Genomic DNA, 14,162 nt, shown 5'->3' with positions numbered 1-14,162 from the left:
TGCGCCAACATCGCATCCAGAATCGTGTCGCTAATCGCGTCACACATCTTGTCCGGGTGACCCTCGGTCACCGACTCACTCGTGAACAACCTGCCCTGCGCGGTGGCCACCGGGTGCACCTCACCTCTCGACGACGGGGAACGGACTCACCCTATCGGCGGCATCGGTGCATGTCCCGGTATCTGGGACGCGCCCCGGCAGCACTGGTCAGCTGCCGGGGGCGCCGCCCAGCAGTCGCGTGGCCGTGTCCCAGACCGTCGCGGCGAGCTCGGACTTCGCGCCGAGCGGAATGCGGTCCTCGGCCCCGTCCGAGGCGAGCAGCCATCCCGTGTTGTCGTCGGCGTCGAAGGCACCGCCCTCGCCGACGGCGTTGACGACCAGCAGATCGCAACCCTTACGCGCGAGCTTGGCGCGCGCGTGCTCGAGCACGCTGCCCGCGGCGTCACCGGTCTCCGCGGCGAACCCGACGACGATCTGTCCAGGAGAGCGCCGCGCCACGAGCCCGGCGAGCACGTCGCGGTTGCGGTCGAGCTCGAGGACCGGATCGGCGTCGTCGTCACTCTTCTTGATCTTGTGTCCGGTGGTCCCTGCGGGGCGGAAGTCGGCCACGGCGGCGGCCATCACGACGACGTCGGCGTCGGCGGCCGCCACATCGACGGCCTCCCCCAGCTGCGCCGCGGTCGAGACGGGGACCAGGTCCGCGCCCGCCGGTTCCGGCAGCGCGTCGGTGTGGGCGGACACGAGCGTCACCCGCGCGCCCCGCTGGGCCGCCACGCGGGCCAGGGCGTAGCCCTGCTTGCCGGAGGAACGGTTACCGAGGTGCCGCACCGGGTCGAGGGGTTCGCGCGTGCCGCCCGCCGAGACGACCACGTGGCGGCCTTCGAGGTCCCGCGGCAGCGCATCACCACGGGCCAGCAGCAGCCGTGCGACGTCGACGATCTCGCGCGGATCGGCGAGGCGGCCCTTGCCGCTGTCGACACCGGTGAGCCTGCCCGCGGCGGGTTCGGCGACGACGGCACCGCGGGAGCGGAGGGTCGCGACGTTGTCGCGGGTCGCCGGGTGCTCCCACATCTCGGTGTGCATCGCGGGGAAGAACGCGACCGGACAGCGAGCGGTGAGCAGCGTGCCGGTGAGCAGGTCGTCGGCGAGGCCGTGAGCGGCGCGCGCGAGCAGGTCCGCGGTGGCGGGCACCACCACGACCAGGTCCGCCTCCTGCCCGATGCGCACGTGCTGCACCTCGGGCACGGCGGTGAACACACCGGTGTGCACCGGATGCCCCGACAACGCCTCGAACGTCGCCGCCCCGACGAAGTTGAGGGCGGCGTCGGTGGGCACGACCCGGACGTCGTGACCGGCTTCGGTCAGCCCGCGCAGCACCTCGCACGCCTTGTAGGCCGCGATGCCACCGCCGACCCCGAGAACGATCCGCTTCATATCAGTAGGTCCTACGGCCCCGGTTGCCGCGCCGCAACGTGCGGGGCGTCACGCGAACCGCTCCGGGACGACGAAAACCGGCGGCCGGCACCGTCTCGCGGTGCCGGCGTCGCCGGTTTCCTCACGTGGGGTGAGCTCTCGCTTCACTCGCCTTCCGTGTGCTCCAGCAGACCGGCGTGGATCTCACGGAGAGAGATCGACAGCGGCTTCTCGCGCGGGCCCGGCTCGACGAGCGGACCGACGTACTCGAGCAGACCCTCGCCGAGCTGCGCGTAGTAGTCGTTGATCTGCCGGGCGCGCTTGGCCGAGTAGACCACGAGCGCGTACTTGGAGCTGACCTTGTCGAGCAGGTCGTCGATGGGCGGGTTCGTGATGCCCTCGAGCTGCTCGCTCTGCGGGCCCAACGTGAACGCGGTCACTACTGCTCCGAATCTACGAAAGCGTCGGTATCGGAAGGTCTGTATCGAACGGTGCCGTACCGAACGGTGCGGCACCGGACAGTGCGGTGCGGGAACGGCGTGGACCGTCCGCGGCCGGGTGATCCGGCGGGACGGTCCCTGCGACCACTCCCCGGACTCAGTCCGGCGACCCGGACGGGCCTCTGACCAAGTCTAGCAACTCCCGCGCGGCGGTCTTCACATCGGCATTGACGACCTGCGCGTCGAACTCGCTGGCGGCCGCGAGTTCGCGTTCGGCTTCGCCGAGCCGCGCCTGCACGGCCTCCATGGCCTCGGTACCGCGAGCGGTGAGCCGGTCGACCAGCTCACCCCAGGACGGCGGCACCAGCATCACGAGCTGCGCATCGGGCATGGCCTCGCGCACCTGGCGAGCGCCCTGGAGTTCGATCTCCAGCACGGCGGGCCTGCCCCCGTCGAGAGCACGCTCGACGGGCTCGCGGGGAGTGCCGTAACAGTTGCCCGCGAACTCCGCGTACTCGAGGAACTGCCCGTCGGCGACCATCGCGTCGAACGTCGCCCGGTCGACGAAGCGGTAGTGCGCCCCGTCGACCTCGCCGCCGCGCGGGGCGCGGGTGGTCGCGGAGATGCTGAAGTAGATGTCCGGATCGAGTGCACGCAGCTCGCCGACGACGCTCGACTTGCCGACCCCGGACGGGCCCGATACGACGGTGAGCCGGCGCCGGGCGGTCGTGCCCGGCACCGGCTCACCGGATGCCCTCCGGCCGCCGCGCACGCCGGCCTGGTTCGAGCCGCGCTGTCGCTGCTCGCTCACTCGCCGCTGAACTCGGTGAGCAGCGCCTTGCGCTGCCGTTCACCGAGGCCGCGCAGCCGACGGCTCGCCGCGATCTCGAGGCGCTCCATCGTCTGCTGTGCACGTACCTTGCCCACGCCCGGCAGGGCCTCCAACAGTGCGGAGACCTTCATCTTGCCGAGCACCTCGTCCTCGTCGGCCTGCTTCAGCACATCGTCGAGGGTCGTACCGCCGCGCTTGAGCCGCTCCTTGAGCTCCGCGCGGGCGCGACGGGCGGCGGCGGCCTTCTCCAGCGCCGCAGCACGCTGTTCCTCGGTGAGCTGGGGAAGTGCCACGTTTTCCTCCGGTATTACTCAAAATTCTGGGTGGGTGTGGCGACCGTACCCACCCCTGACCTGGACTCACAATGCGGGGGTGAGCGCTGAACCCGGCCTGTACGTGCCCGAAAATGCCCGCACACGCGGCCGATCCGCGCCCGGAGCGCCGCGACTGGAGGCCGCGGCGCACAAACCCGGGAAGACCCTACCCACAGCTGTCGGGACAGGGCGGCACAAGGCCGGAATTCCCTGCCACCGAACGCCGGTGACAGTGGCACCGCGTACCCCCGCTGCGCCACTTCCACCGACAGCCTAGTGCAAGATCAACTTCGCTGTGGACCAGGGCTTCCATTCGCGTACGCGAACCGAATACCGGCCCCGGACCCGCGATCCGATCCGGCTCAGGCCGCGAGTCCGGCCTGCACCCGGCGCAGCTCGGTGCGCATCGCCGCCGGGTCCGGACCACACCGCAGTACGGCCCGCGACGAGGCGGGCAGCACCGCGGGCAACACGGGCCCGAACACGGCCGCGAGGTCGGCCGCCGTCGCACCCTGAGCGCCGAAACCGGGAGCGAGCACCGGCCCGTTCAGGCCTGCGAGGCGAAGCTCACCCGGGACGTTCGTCGCACCCACGACGACGCCCACGTCACCCTGCGGCTCGGCGCCGGCGTTGCGGGCCGCAGCAGCATCCACAATGGACTGCGCGACCGACCGGCCGCCCTCGTCCGCCTGCTGCAACGACGCGCCGTCGGGATTCGACGTGCGGGCGAGTACGAACACTCCCCTGCCCGTGGCCGCCGCTGCCTCGAACGCGGGCTCCAGCGCCCCGAATCCGAGGTAGGGCGAGACCGTCACGGCATCGGCGGCCAGCGGTGCACCGTCGGACAGATAGGCGGCCGCGTACGCCGCCATCGTCGACCCGATGTCACCCCGCTTGACGTCCAGCAGCACGAGCGCACCCGCCTCCCGGCACGCTGCGACGACGCGTTCCAGGACGCCCACTCCGGCCGCGCCGTAGGCCTCGAAGAACGCCGACTGCGGCTTGACGACCGCCGCCTCGCCGGCGAGTGCCTCCGTGGCCGTCAACGCGAACCGTTCGAGCCCACTCGCGTCGGCGGGCAGTCCCCACTCCGCGAGGAGCCCGGGATGCGGGTCGATACCGGCGCACAGCGGCCCGCGCGCGGCGACCGCGCGGGCCAGCCGGGCCCCGAACCGTTCGCTCACGAGCCGTCCCGCAGCGCCGCCTGCAGCCGCTGCAGCGAGCGCACCCCGACGTCGCCGCGGATCATCGCCTCGATCCCGTGCACCGCCGCCGACGCGCCCTGCACGGTCGTCACGCACGGGATGCCGCGAGTGACGGCCGCGGTGCGGATCTCGTAGCCGTCGATGCGGGGACCGCTGTTGCCGTACGGGGTGTTGATGACCATGTCGACGCCGCCGTCGAGGATCAGCTCCACGATGTTCGGATCGTCCGGATTCATCGTGGCGGCCACGTCCGCGGCCTCGTGCTGTTTGCGGACCACGCCGCACGGTACGCCGTTGCGCCGCAGCACCTCGGCCGTACCGGCCGTCGCGACCACGTCGAAGCCCAGATCGGCCAGCCGCTTGACCGGGAACACCAGCGACCGCTTGTCGCGGTTGGCCACCGACACGAACACGGTGCCGCTCGTCGGCAGCGAACCGTAGGAGCCGGACTGCGACTTCGCGAACGCCGTGCCGAACGCCGTGTCGACGCCCATCACCTCGCCGGTGGACTTCATCTCCGGGCCGAGCAGCGAATCGACGCCGTGCCCCTCGGGCGTGCGGAAGCGGTGGAAGGGCAGCACCGCCTCCTTGACCGCCACCGGCGCGGCCACGGGAAGCTGCCCGCCGTCGCCCTCGGCCGGCAGCACTCCCCTGCCCCGCAGCTCCTTGATCGACGAGCCGGTCATGATCAGCGACGCCGCCTTCGCCAGCGGCACGGCCGTGGCCTTCGACACGAACGGCACCGTCCGCGACGCCCGTGGGTTCGCCTCGAGCACGTACAGCACGTCGTCCTTGAGCGCGTACTGCACGTTGAGCAGTCCGCGCACGCCGACACCGCGGGCGATCGCCTCGGTGGACCGGCGCACCTGGTCGAGGTCCGTGCGGCCGAGCGTGATCGGCGGCAGTGCGCACGCCGAGTCGCCCGAGTGCACACCCGCCTCCTCGATGTGCTCCATCACGCCGCCGAGGAACAGTTCCTCGCCGTCGTAGAGCGCATCGACGTCGACCTCGATCGCATCGTCCAGGAACCGGTCGACCAGCACCGGATGTTCCGGGGTGACCTCGGTGGCGCGGGCGATGTAGTTCTCGAGCGAGGCCTCGTCGTAGACGATCTCCATGCCACGGCCGCCGAGCACGTACGACGGCCGCACCAGCACCGGGTACCCGATCTCGTCGGCGATCTGCTTGGCACCGTCGAACGAGGTGGCCGTGCCGTACTTCGGTGCGGGCAGCCCGGCACCGGTGAGCACGTCACCGAACGCACCGCGGTCCTCGGCGTGGTTGATCGCCTCCGGCGGGGTGCCGACGACGGGCACGCCCGCGTCGGCGAGCCGCTGCGCCAGGCCGAGCGGCGTCTGGCCGCCCAGCTGGACGATGACGCCCGCGACGGTGCCCGACTCCTGCTCGGCCCGCACCACTTCCAGCACGTCCTCGAACGTCAGCGGCTCGAAGTACAGCCGGTCCGAGGTGTCGTAGTCGGTGGAGACCGTCTCCGGGTTGCAGTTGACCATCACCGCTTCGAACCCGGCCTCACGCAGTGCCAGCGCAGCGTGCACGCACGAGTAGTCGAACTCGATGCCCTGGCCGATGCGGTTGGGGCCGGAACCGAGGATCAGCACCTTCGGCTTGTCCGGCTGCGCGACGACCTCGGTCTCCGCTCCCGGGTCGGCCTCGTAGGCCGAGTAGTGGTACGGCGTGCGGGCGGCGAACTCGGCCGCGCACGTGTCGACCGTCTTGAACACCGGGTGCACGCCGAGCCGCTGCCGCAGGGACCGGACGCCGTCCTCACCCGCCAGTTCCGGCCGCAGCGCCGCGATCTGCCGGTCCGACAGGCCCGTCCGCTTGGCGCGCCGCAGCAGGTCACCCGCCAGTACCGGCGCGTCGCGGATCTCGGCCCCGACCTCGCCGATGAGCGCGATCTGGTCGAGGAACCACGGGTCGATGCCGCTGGCCCGCTGCACCTCGTCCGGTGCCGCACCGAACCGCAGTGCCCGCTCCACGGCGTAGATCCGGCCGTCGTGCGGCGTGCGCAGTTCGTCCAATGTGGATTCGAGGGTGGCGCCCTCCGGATCCGGCCGCGTCCAGAACCCGACGCGGCTGGTCTCCATGGACCGCATCGCCTTGCCGAGCGCCTCCGGGAAGCTACGGCCGATCGCCATCGCCTCGCCGACGCTCTTCATCGTCGTCGTCAGCTCAGGGTCGGCGCCCGGGAACTTCTCGAACGCGAAGCGCGGCACCTTCACCACGACGTAGTCGAGCGTCGGTTCGAAGCTCGCCGGCGTCTCGCCGGTGATGTCGTTGCTGATCTCGTCGAGGGTGTAGCCGATCGCCAGCCGGGCGGCGATCTTCGCGATGGGAAAGCCCGTGGCCTTCGACGCCAGCGCCGACGAACGCGACACCCGCGGGTTCATCTCGATCACGACCATGCGCCCGTCGGTGGGGTTGATCGCGAACTGGATGTTGCAGCCGCCGGTCGCCACGCCCACCGCGCGCAGTACGTCGAGGCCGACGTCGCGCATGTGCTGGTACTCGCGGTCGGTCAGCGTCATCGACGGTGCGACGGTGATCGAGTCACCGGTGTGCACGCCCATCGCGTCGACGTTCTCGATGGAGCAGACCACCACGACGTTGTCGTGGCCGTCGCGCATCAGCTCGAGCTCGTACTCCTTCCACCCGAGCACGCTCTCCTCGATGAGCACCTCGGTCACCGGGCTCTCCTCGAGGCCCAGCGACGCGAGCCGCTCCATCTCCTCCTCGGTGTGCACCATGCCCGAACCGAGGCCGCCCATCGTGAACGACGGCCGGATGACGACGGGAAGCCCGACCTCCGCGACGGTCGCGCGGACCTCGTCCATCGAGTGGCAGACGGCACTGCGGGGCACGTCGCCGCCGACCTCGCGGACGATGTCCTTGAACTTCTGCCGGTCCTCACCGCGTTGGATCGCGTCGATGTCGGCGCCGATCAGTTCGACGCCGTACTTCTCCAGCACCCCGTCGTCGTGCAGCGCGACGGCACAGTTGAGCGCCGTCTGCCCGCCGAGGGTCGCCAGCAGGGCGTCGGGGCGCTCCGCGGCGATGACCTTCTCCACGAACTCGGGCGTCACCGGCTCGATGTAGGTGGAGTCGGCGAACTCCGGGTCGGTCATGATCGTCGCCGGGTTGGAGTTGACCAGGCTGACCCGGAGGCCTTCCTGGCGCAGCACGCGGCACGCCTGCGTGCCGGAGTAGTCGAACTCGGCCGCCTGGCCGATGACGATCGGCCCCGAGCCGATCACGAGCACGTGCTCGATGTCAGTGCGTTTCGGCATTACTGGCGCGCCTCCTGTGCCGTGCTCGTCCGGCGGCTGTGCATGAGCGAGACGAAGTCGTCGAACAGCGGGTTCGCATCGTGCGGGCCCGCAGCGGCCTCGGGGTGGTACTGCACCGAGAACGCGGGCACGTCCACGCATCGCAGGCCTTCGACCGTGCCGTCGTTGGCGCAGTGGTGGCTCACCTCGGCGGTGCCGAACGGCGAGTCGAACCGCTTCCCGGGTTCCCCTTCGAGGGCGAACCCGTGGTTCTGCGCGGTGATCGCGACCCGGCCGGTCGCCGCGTCGATCACCGGGATGTTGATGCCGCGGTGGCCGTACCGCATCTTGTACGTGCCCAAGCCCAGTGCGCGGCCCAGGATCTGGTTGCCGAAGCAGATGCCGAACAGCGGGATCTCGCGCTGCAGTGTGGCCTTCGTCAGCTCGATCGCGTGGCTCTGCGTCTCCGGGTCCCCCGGACCGTTCGACAGGAACACGCCGTCGGCACCCACGGCCACCAGGTCGTCCACTGTGGACGTCGCGGGCAGTACGTGCACCTCGATCCCCCGCCTGGCCAGCTGCCGCGGGGTGTTCGCCTTGATGCCGAGGTCCAGCGCCGCCACGCGGAAGCGGGTCTCGCCGACCGCAGGCACGACGTACGGCTGCGCCGTCGTCACCTCGCCCGCGAGGTCGGCACCCGCCATCGCGGGGCTGGCGGCGACGGCAGCCACCATCTCGTCGTCGGCCGCCAGTCCGTCACCCGAGAACACGCCTGCGCGCATGGCGCCGTGCTCGCGGATGTGCCGGGTCAGCGTCCGGGTGTCCACGTCGGAGACACCGACGATGCCCTGCGCCGCCAGTTCCTCGTCGAGCCCGCGCTTCGACCGCCAGCTCGACGGACTGCGCGCCGGATCCCGCACCACGTAACCCGCCACCCAGATCCGCGAGGACTCGTCGTCCTCGTCGTTCCATCCGGTGTTGCCGATCTGCGGCGCCGTCTGCACGACGATCTGCCTGCGATACGACGGGTCCGTCAGCGTCTCCTGGTACCCGGTCATGCCCGTGGAGAACACCACCTCGCCGAGGGTCCTGCCGAGGGCCCCGTAGGCGCTGCCCCGGAAGATCCGGCCGTCCTCGAGCACGAGAGCCGCCGGTGTGCGTGTCGCGCTCATGCCTGTGCACCTCCCGCGATGCGCTCGTGGTCACTCGCGGACCCGGCGTCACCCGCCGTGTCACGTTCGACCTGTTTGATCCATTGTGGATAGACGCCGCGATCGTCGGCGCGAAAGCCCGTGTCCAGCTCGACGGTGCGGCCGGAGCCGCCGTCGCCGTCGGACTCTCCCGCGCGCCAGGTGACGATCAGCAGGCTGTCGGTCCCCATGACCTTGCCTGCCATACCCTTGCCGGTGGCGATCCCGGTGATCGCCTCGCGGGGAATCCAGAAGCTCGGCATGCCGTCGCGGTCGACCTCGATACCGTCGTCGTACAGCCGGAGCGCCGCAGGCCCGCGCAGCCCCGCGCCGCGAGTGACGATGCGCTCCTGCCAGTGCCCCGCATGCGTCGTCGCCACGTACAGGCCCGGTGTCTCCAGCTGCGGAGCCCCCGGCTCCGCCGGACGCTCGGGGAACGGCGGGATGCGCACACTCTGCGCCCGCGCCTGTCGTCGCCAGCCCTTCCACATGCCGTACACGCACAGCACCAGCAGCGCGACGAACACCAGCGTCAGCAACAGCCTGTCCATCAGTCGATCTTCCCTTCACGAGCCGTGATCCGCCCACGCAGCAGCGTGGCCGTCACCACGGCGGGCAGTCGCATCCCCTCGTACGGAGTATTGCCCGCGATACTCGCCAGCTCCGCTCCCCGCACCGTCCATTCGGCGTCCGGATCGACGAGCACGAGGTTCGCCGGCTCCCCCGCCGCCAGTGGCCTGCCCTGGTCGGGCAGTCCCGCGATCTCCGCGGGCCGCTCGCTCATCACCCGGGCCACGCCGCGCCAGTCCAGCAGCCCGCTGCCCACCATCGTGTCCGCGACGATCGACAGCGCCGTCTGCAGACCCAGCATCCCGGGGCGCGCGGCGTCCCACTCACAGCTCTTGTCCTGCTCGGCGTGCGGCGCGTGATCCGTGGCGACACAATCCAGGACCCCGTCGGCCAGCGCCTGCCGCAGCCGTTCGGTGTCCCGTCCCGCCCGCAGCGGCGGGTTCACCTTGTTCACCGGGTCGTAGGTCTCCAGGCGCTCGTCGGTGAGCAGCAGATGATGCGGCGTCACCTCGGCCGAGACGTCGATGCCGAGCCCCTTCGCCCAGTTCAGCACGTCCACCGTACCCGTGGTCGACACGTGGCAGACGTGCAACCGCGCGTGCGCGTGCCGCGCCAGGACACAGTCCCGGGCGACGACCGACTCCTCCGCCGACGCGGGCCATCCCGCATACCCCAGCCGGGAGGCCCGTTCACCCTCGTGCGCCTGTGCCCCACCGGTGAGGCGCGGATCCTCCGCATGCTGCGCGATGACCACACCCAGCGCCGTCGAGTACTCCAGCGCACGGCGCATCAGCAGCGGGTCCGACACGCACCTGCCGTCGTCGGAGAACATCCGCACCCCGGCCTCGGCGGTCGCCATCGTGCCCATCTCCGCCAGCCGCTCCCCCTCCAGACCGGCGGTCACGGCCCCGACCGGGTGCACGTCCACCAGGCCGGTCTCCCGGCCCCGGCGCAGCACGTGGCCGGTGACGAGTGCGTTGTCGGCCACCGGATCGGTGTTGGCCATCGCGAACACGGCCGTGTAGCCGCCGAGCGCCGCCGCCCGGGAACCGGTCTCGATCGTCTCCGTGTCCTCCCGGCCCGGTTCCCTCAGATGGGTGTGCAGGTCGACCAGCCCCGGGAGCAACACCTGCCCCGCGGCGTCGAGCACCTCGGCCGAGGACGGCGCCTGCACCGCTCCCCGTTCACCGATCTCGGCGATGACCCCGTCGGCCACCAGCACGTCCACCGGATCGCCCTCGCCGTACGGTCGAGCACCCGTGATCAGGACTTCCGTCATAACTCTTCCCCTGCCAGCAGGTGGTACAGCACCGCCATGCGCACGTGGACGCCGTTGGAGACCTGGTCGGTGATCGCCGCCCGCGGGCTGTCCGCCACCGGCGAGGCGATCTCCATGCCCCGCAGCATCGGCCCCGGGTGCAGCACCACGGCGTGTTCCGGCAGCATCGCGAGCCGCTTCTCGTTCAATCCGTATGCGATCGAGTACTCCCGCGCCGACGGGAAGAACCCTCCCTGCATCCGCTCGGCCTGTACCCGCAGCATCATCACCGCGTCGACGCCGGGAAGCTGCGAATCCAGGTCGAAGGCCGTGGTCACCGGCCACTGCTCGACGCCGTACGGCAGCAGTGTCGGCGGCGCGACCAGCACGACCTCGGCCCCGAGCGTCGCCAGCAGGTGCACGTTCGACCTGGCCACCCGGCTGTGCAGGACATCGCCGACGATCGCGATCCGCCGTCCCTCGATGCCGCCGAGCCGCTCGCGCAGCGTGGCCGCATCGAGCAGCGCCTGCGTCGGGTGTTCGTGCATGCCGTCGCCCGCGTTGACCACCGACGTGCGGGTGTCGGTGAGCCAGCCGGACAACCGGTGCGGCGCGCCGGAGGCCGGGTGCCGGACGATCACGCAGTCCGCGCCCGCGGCCGACAGCGTCAGCGTCGTGTCGCGCAGCGACTCGCCCTTGCCGACCGACGATCCGCCCGCCGACACGTTCACGACGTCGGCGCTCATCCACTTGCCCGCGAGCTCGAACGAGACCCGGGTGCGGGTGGAGTTCTCGTAGAACATGGTGACGACCGTGCGCCCGCGCAGCGTCGGCAGCTTGCGGACCTCCCGGCCGAGCAGCGTGCGCTTGAGCTCGTCGGCCGTCTCGAGCACCGCGGTGGCCTCGTCCCGGCCGAGCCCGTCGGTGGTGAGCAGGTGCCGCATCTACTGCCCCCTGATCAGAACGGCGTCACGGTCGTCGGTCTCGGCCAGCAGGACCGAGACCTCCTCCGTGCGCGAGGTGGGCACGTTCTTGCCGACGTAGTCGGCCCGGATCGGCAGGTCCCGGTGACCACGGTCGACCAGCGCGGCCAACTGCACCGCACGCGGCCTGCCGTGGTCGCTCAGCGCGTCGAGGGCCGACCGGACGGTGCGACCGGAGAACAGCACGTCGTCGACGAGGATCACGACGCGGTCGTCGATACCGCCCGCGGGCACGTCGGTCTCCTCGAGTGGACGGGTCGGTTTACGGCGCAGGTCGTCGCGGTAGAGCGTCACGTCGAGTGCACCCGCGGGAACGGCGACTCCGGAGAATTCCTCGATCCGGGTCGCGAGGCGGCGCGCCAGCGGAGTACCGCGAGTGGGGATCCCCAACAGCACCGGCGGCAGCGGGGTACCCGTCCCGCCGTCCGTCCCCCCGGCACCACCGGTGGGACCGTCGAGGGCCGTCTTCTCGATGACCTGATGCGCCATCCGGGCGATGGTTCGCGCGACGTCGCCGGCCGAGAGCAGTTCCCGCTCGGCCGGTGCCGCCGCACCACGGGGTGGTGCCACGGTGTAGCTCCTTTCCCGCCTCACCGGACGGGTCTTTAAAGGACTGTTCAGATCTGTGAGGACCGTACGGACCCCTACTTTCGGAGGTCCGGCACAGACGGTAGCAGCCGTGACGACCTCCCCGAACGAGTGGTCCATCTGTGGCAAACAACTCACCGGGTGCGATGAGTTGCTTGACCTGGTGACGACAACGCGTAACCATTACTCTGAGTATTCGACTCACGAGTTCCCTGTCGGCCGGCCGGGCCGATCCGGGGCAAGGAAACGGAGAACCACCACATGGGCGATTACGCCAAGGCGCTCGGGGCCAAGCTCCGCGGTATCCGCCAGCAACAGGGCCTGTCCCTGCATGGAGTCGAGCAGAAGTCCGGCGGCCGCTGGAAGGCGGTCGTGGTGGGCTCCTACGAACGGGGCGACCGTGCCGTGACGGTCCAGAAGCTGGCCGAGCTGGCCGACTTCTACGGCGTGCCTGTGGTCGAACTTCTGCCCGAGGGCCGCGTACCGTCCGGCGCCGAACCCGCGACGAAGATCGTCATCAACCTCGAGCGGCTGCAGCAGCTGCCCGCAGAGAAGGTCGGCCCGCTCGCGCGGTACGCAGCCACGATCCAGAGCCAGCGCGGCGACTACAACGGCAAGGTGCTCTCGATCCGCACCGAGGACCTCCGGTCACTGGCGATCATCTACGACATGACGCCCGGCGAGCTGACCGAACAGCTCATCGACTGGGGCGTACTGCCGCCCGAGGCCCGTCCCTCCAAGGAGGACTGATCGGAAAACCGCCTGCGGCCCCACCGGCCCAGGCGGTTTTTCGTCGATCGAGGGCGCTCCCTGCCGGATCCGGCTCTCCGGACCCGGCTCCGGTGCGGCGAGCGCGTCGACGCGTGACGGCACCGCACGCCGAGACACGCCGGGTGTCCCGGCCACCCGGACGTGTGACCGGGACACCCGTCTCGGCAGGCGCCGCGGTGCGGACCGTGCGGGACCGGGGACGGCCCGGCTCGGCCGACGACCCGGCTCGGCCGACGGCCCGGTTCAGCCGGGACGTGGTTCAGAGGACCGCACGGAGCCGGTCGGCGATGTTGCCGATCCGGCCGAGCACGCCGTTGACGAACCGCGGCGAATCGTCGGTGGACAGCTCCTTCGCGAGACCGACCGCCTCGTCGATCGCGACGGCATCCGGCACGTCGGCGGACCAGAGCATCTCGTAGATCCCCACCCGCAGAATCGCCAGGTCGACCGGCGGCATGCGTTCGAGCGTCCAGCCCTGCGCGTGCTCGGCGAGCAGTTCGTCGACCCGCTCCTGGTGCGCGGACACGCCTTCGACGACCGTGAACGTGTAGTCGCCGACGATCTCCACACCGGGGCTGCCGGCGTGTTCCTGCAACACCGCCGCCGGGTCGAGCTCGCGCTGTGTCGCTTCGTAGAGCAGTTCCACCGCGCGACGACGGGCGGTGCGGCGGCCGATCCTACCGCCGCTCCGAGACTGCGATTCGGGACTCACCGCGGTGCTCACACGCGGCCGAGGTAGCGGCCGTCACGGGTGTCGACCTTGATCTTCTCGCCCTGGTTGACGAAGAGCGGAACCTGGACCTCGGCGCCGGTCTCCAACTGCGCAGGCTTGGTGCCGCCGGTGGAACGGTCGCCCTGCACACCGGGGTCGGCCTGCTCGATGACCAGCTCGACCGAGGCAGGCAGCTCGACGTACAACGTCTCGCCCTCGTGCTGGGCGACCTGGACCTCGCTGTTCTCCAGCATGAACTTCGCGGCGTCGCCCACGGTCCGCGGCGGCACCGAGACCTGGTCGAACGTCTCGCCGTCCATGAACACGTAGTCGGTGCCGTCGTTGTACAGGTACGTCATCGCCCGGCGATCGACGTTCGCCGTCTCGACCTTCGCGCCCGCGTTGAACGTCTTGTCCACGACCTTGCCGGAGAGCACGTTCTTGAGCGTGGTGCGCACGAACGCACCGCCCTTACCCGGCTTGACGTGCTGAAAGTTCACGACGGACCAGAGCTGGCCGTCCAGATTGAGGACGACGCCGTTCTTGAGGTCGTTGGTGGTGGCCACTGCTGTGAGTTCTCCTGTATCGGGGGGTCGGGC

At 70.6% G+C, this 14,162-nt stretch carries 15 protein-coding genes; 1 reads left to right on the top strand and 14 read right to left on the bottom strand.

The window, feature by feature from the left end:
* From LY41_RS23460 to pyrR, 12 genes are all read right to left on the bottom strand, one after another.
* On the bottom strand, positions 1-110 hold a 110-nt coding region (locus LY41_RS23460; RefSeq protein ID WP_253866736.1), incomplete at its 3' end, for an S-adenosylmethionine synthetase N-terminal domain-containing protein.
* Positions 111-207: 97 nt separating this feature from the next.
* Positions 208-1,434 (bottom strand): bifunctional phosphopantothenoylcysteine decarboxylase/phosphopantothenate--cysteine ligase CoaBC, encoded by a 1,227-nt coding sequence (gene coaBC / locus LY41_RS23455; RefSeq protein WP_253866711.1) that lies wholly within the window; start codon positions 1,432-1,434, stop codon positions 208-210.
* 143 nt (positions 1,435-1,577) lie between these two features.
* Positions 1,578-1,853: a DNA-directed RNA polymerase subunit omega gene (rpoZ, locus tag LY41_RS23450; protein WP_253866709.1), complete on the bottom strand. Its 276-nt coding sequence runs from the start codon at positions 1,851-1,853 to the stop codon at positions 1,578-1,580.
* Between the two features lie 157 nt (positions 1,854-2,010).
* Positions 2,011-2,664, bottom strand: a complete 654-nt coding sequence (gene gmk, locus LY41_RS23445) for a guanylate kinase (protein ID WP_253866707.1) — start codon at positions 2,662-2,664, stop codon at positions 2,011-2,013.
* The gene (gene mihF, locus LY41_RS23440) at positions 2,661-2,978 is read right to left on the bottom strand and encodes an integration host factor, actinobacterial type (RefSeq protein WP_253828801.1); all 318 of its coding nucleotides are present in this window, start codon (positions 2,976-2,978) and stop codon (positions 2,661-2,663) included. Before mihF ends, gmk begins: the two co-directional genes overlap by 4 nt.
* A gap of 383 nt (positions 2,979-3,361) precedes the next feature.
* On the bottom strand, positions 3,362-4,183 hold the full coding sequence (gene pyrF / locus LY41_RS23435; protein ID WP_253866705.1) for an orotidine-5'-phosphate decarboxylase: 822 nt from the start codon (positions 4,181-4,183) through the stop codon (positions 3,362-3,364).
* On the bottom strand, positions 4,180-7,512 hold the full coding sequence (gene carB, locus LY41_RS23430) for a carbamoyl-phosphate synthase large subunit (RefSeq protein WP_253866703.1): 3,333 nt from the start codon (positions 7,510-7,512) through the stop codon (positions 4,180-4,182). Before carB ends, pyrF begins: the two co-directional genes overlap by 4 nt.
* The gene (gene carA / locus LY41_RS23425) at positions 7,512-8,663 is read right to left on the bottom strand and encodes a glutamine-hydrolyzing carbamoyl-phosphate synthase small subunit (RefSeq protein WP_253866701.1); all 1,152 of its coding nucleotides are present in this window, start codon (positions 8,661-8,663) and stop codon (positions 7,512-7,514) included. The genes carB and carA overlap by 1 nt, the downstream gene beginning before the upstream one ends.
* Positions 8,660-9,232, bottom strand: a complete 573-nt coding sequence (locus LY41_RS23420; RefSeq protein ID WP_253866700.1) for a PH-like domain-containing protein — start codon at positions 9,230-9,232, stop codon at positions 8,660-8,662. Before LY41_RS23420 ends, carA begins: the two co-directional genes overlap by 4 nt.
* Positions 9,232-10,530 (bottom strand): dihydroorotase, encoded by a 1,299-nt coding sequence (locus LY41_RS23415; RefSeq protein ID WP_253866698.1) that lies wholly within the window; start codon positions 10,528-10,530, stop codon positions 9,232-9,234. The genes LY41_RS23420 and LY41_RS23415 overlap by 1 nt, the downstream gene beginning before the upstream one ends.
* A complete protein-coding gene (locus LY41_RS23410; protein WP_253866696.1) occupies positions 10,527-11,453 on the bottom strand; it encodes an aspartate carbamoyltransferase catalytic subunit in 927 nt (308 codons plus the stop codon). The genes LY41_RS23415 and LY41_RS23410 overlap by 4 nt, the downstream gene beginning before the upstream one ends.
* The gene (gene pyrR / locus LY41_RS23405) at positions 11,454-12,062 is read right to left on the bottom strand and encodes a bifunctional pyr operon transcriptional regulator/uracil phosphoribosyltransferase PyrR (RefSeq protein ID WP_253866695.1); all 609 of its coding nucleotides are present in this window, start codon (positions 12,060-12,062) and stop codon (positions 11,454-11,456) included.
* 279 nt (positions 12,063-12,341) lie between these two features.
* On the opposite strand from pyrR, the gene bldD reads away from it, so the two are divergent.
* Complete coding sequence (gene bldD / locus LY41_RS23400; protein WP_003096372.1) at positions 12,342-12,830, top strand: transcriptional regulator BldD; 489 nt, start codon at positions 12,342-12,344, stop codon at positions 12,828-12,830.
* A 280-nt stretch (positions 12,831-13,110) separates the two neighbouring features.
* Here bldD and nusB read toward each other — a convergent pair whose 3' ends face one another.
* Entirely contained in the window at positions 13,111-13,563 is a 453-nt protein-coding gene (nusB, locus tag LY41_RS23395; RefSeq protein ID WP_253866734.1) for a transcription antitermination factor NusB, read from the bottom strand.
* 8 nt (positions 13,564-13,571) lie between these two features.
* Complete coding sequence (efp, locus tag LY41_RS23390; protein ID WP_253866693.1) at positions 13,572-14,129, bottom strand: elongation factor P; 558 nt, start codon at positions 14,127-14,129, stop codon at positions 13,572-13,574.
* Positions 14,130-14,162: the final 33 nt, after the last annotated feature.

This window comes from Prauserella halophila (assembly GCF_024171895.1).
GTDB lineage: Bacteria > Actinomycetota > Actinomycetes > Mycobacteriales > Pseudonocardiaceae > Prauserella > Prauserella halophila.
This window is presented reverse-complemented; position numbering and strand designations above follow the sequence as displayed.

Bases quoted from the DNA above. Each gene is read 5' to 3' on its own strand.
- coaBC (WP_253866711.1), bottom strand. From the start codon at position 1,434: ATGAAGCGGATCGTTCTCGGGGTCGGCGGTGGCATCGCGGCCTACAAG.
- carB (WP_253866703.1), bottom strand. From the start codon at position 7,512: ATGCCGAAACGCACTGACATCGAGCACGTGCTCGTGATCGGCTCGGGG.
- carA (WP_253866701.1), bottom strand. From the start codon at position 8,663: ATGAGCGCGACACGCACACCGGCGGCTCTCGTGCTCGAGGACGGCCGG.
- LY41_RS23420 (WP_253866700.1), bottom strand. From the start codon at position 9,232: ATGGACAGGCTGTTGCTGACGCTGGTGTTCGTCGCGCTGCTGGTGCTG.
- LY41_RS23415 (WP_253866698.1), bottom strand. From the start codon at position 10,530: ATGACGGAAGTCCTGATCACGGGTGCTCGACCGTACGGCGAGGGCGAT.
- LY41_RS23410 (WP_253866696.1), bottom strand. From the start codon at position 11,453: ATGCGGCACCTGCTCACCACCGACGGGCTCGGCCGGGACGAGGCCACC.
- bldD (WP_003096372.1), top strand. From the start codon at position 12,342: ATGGGCGATTACGCCAAGGCGCTCGGGGCCAAGCTCCGCGGTATCCGC.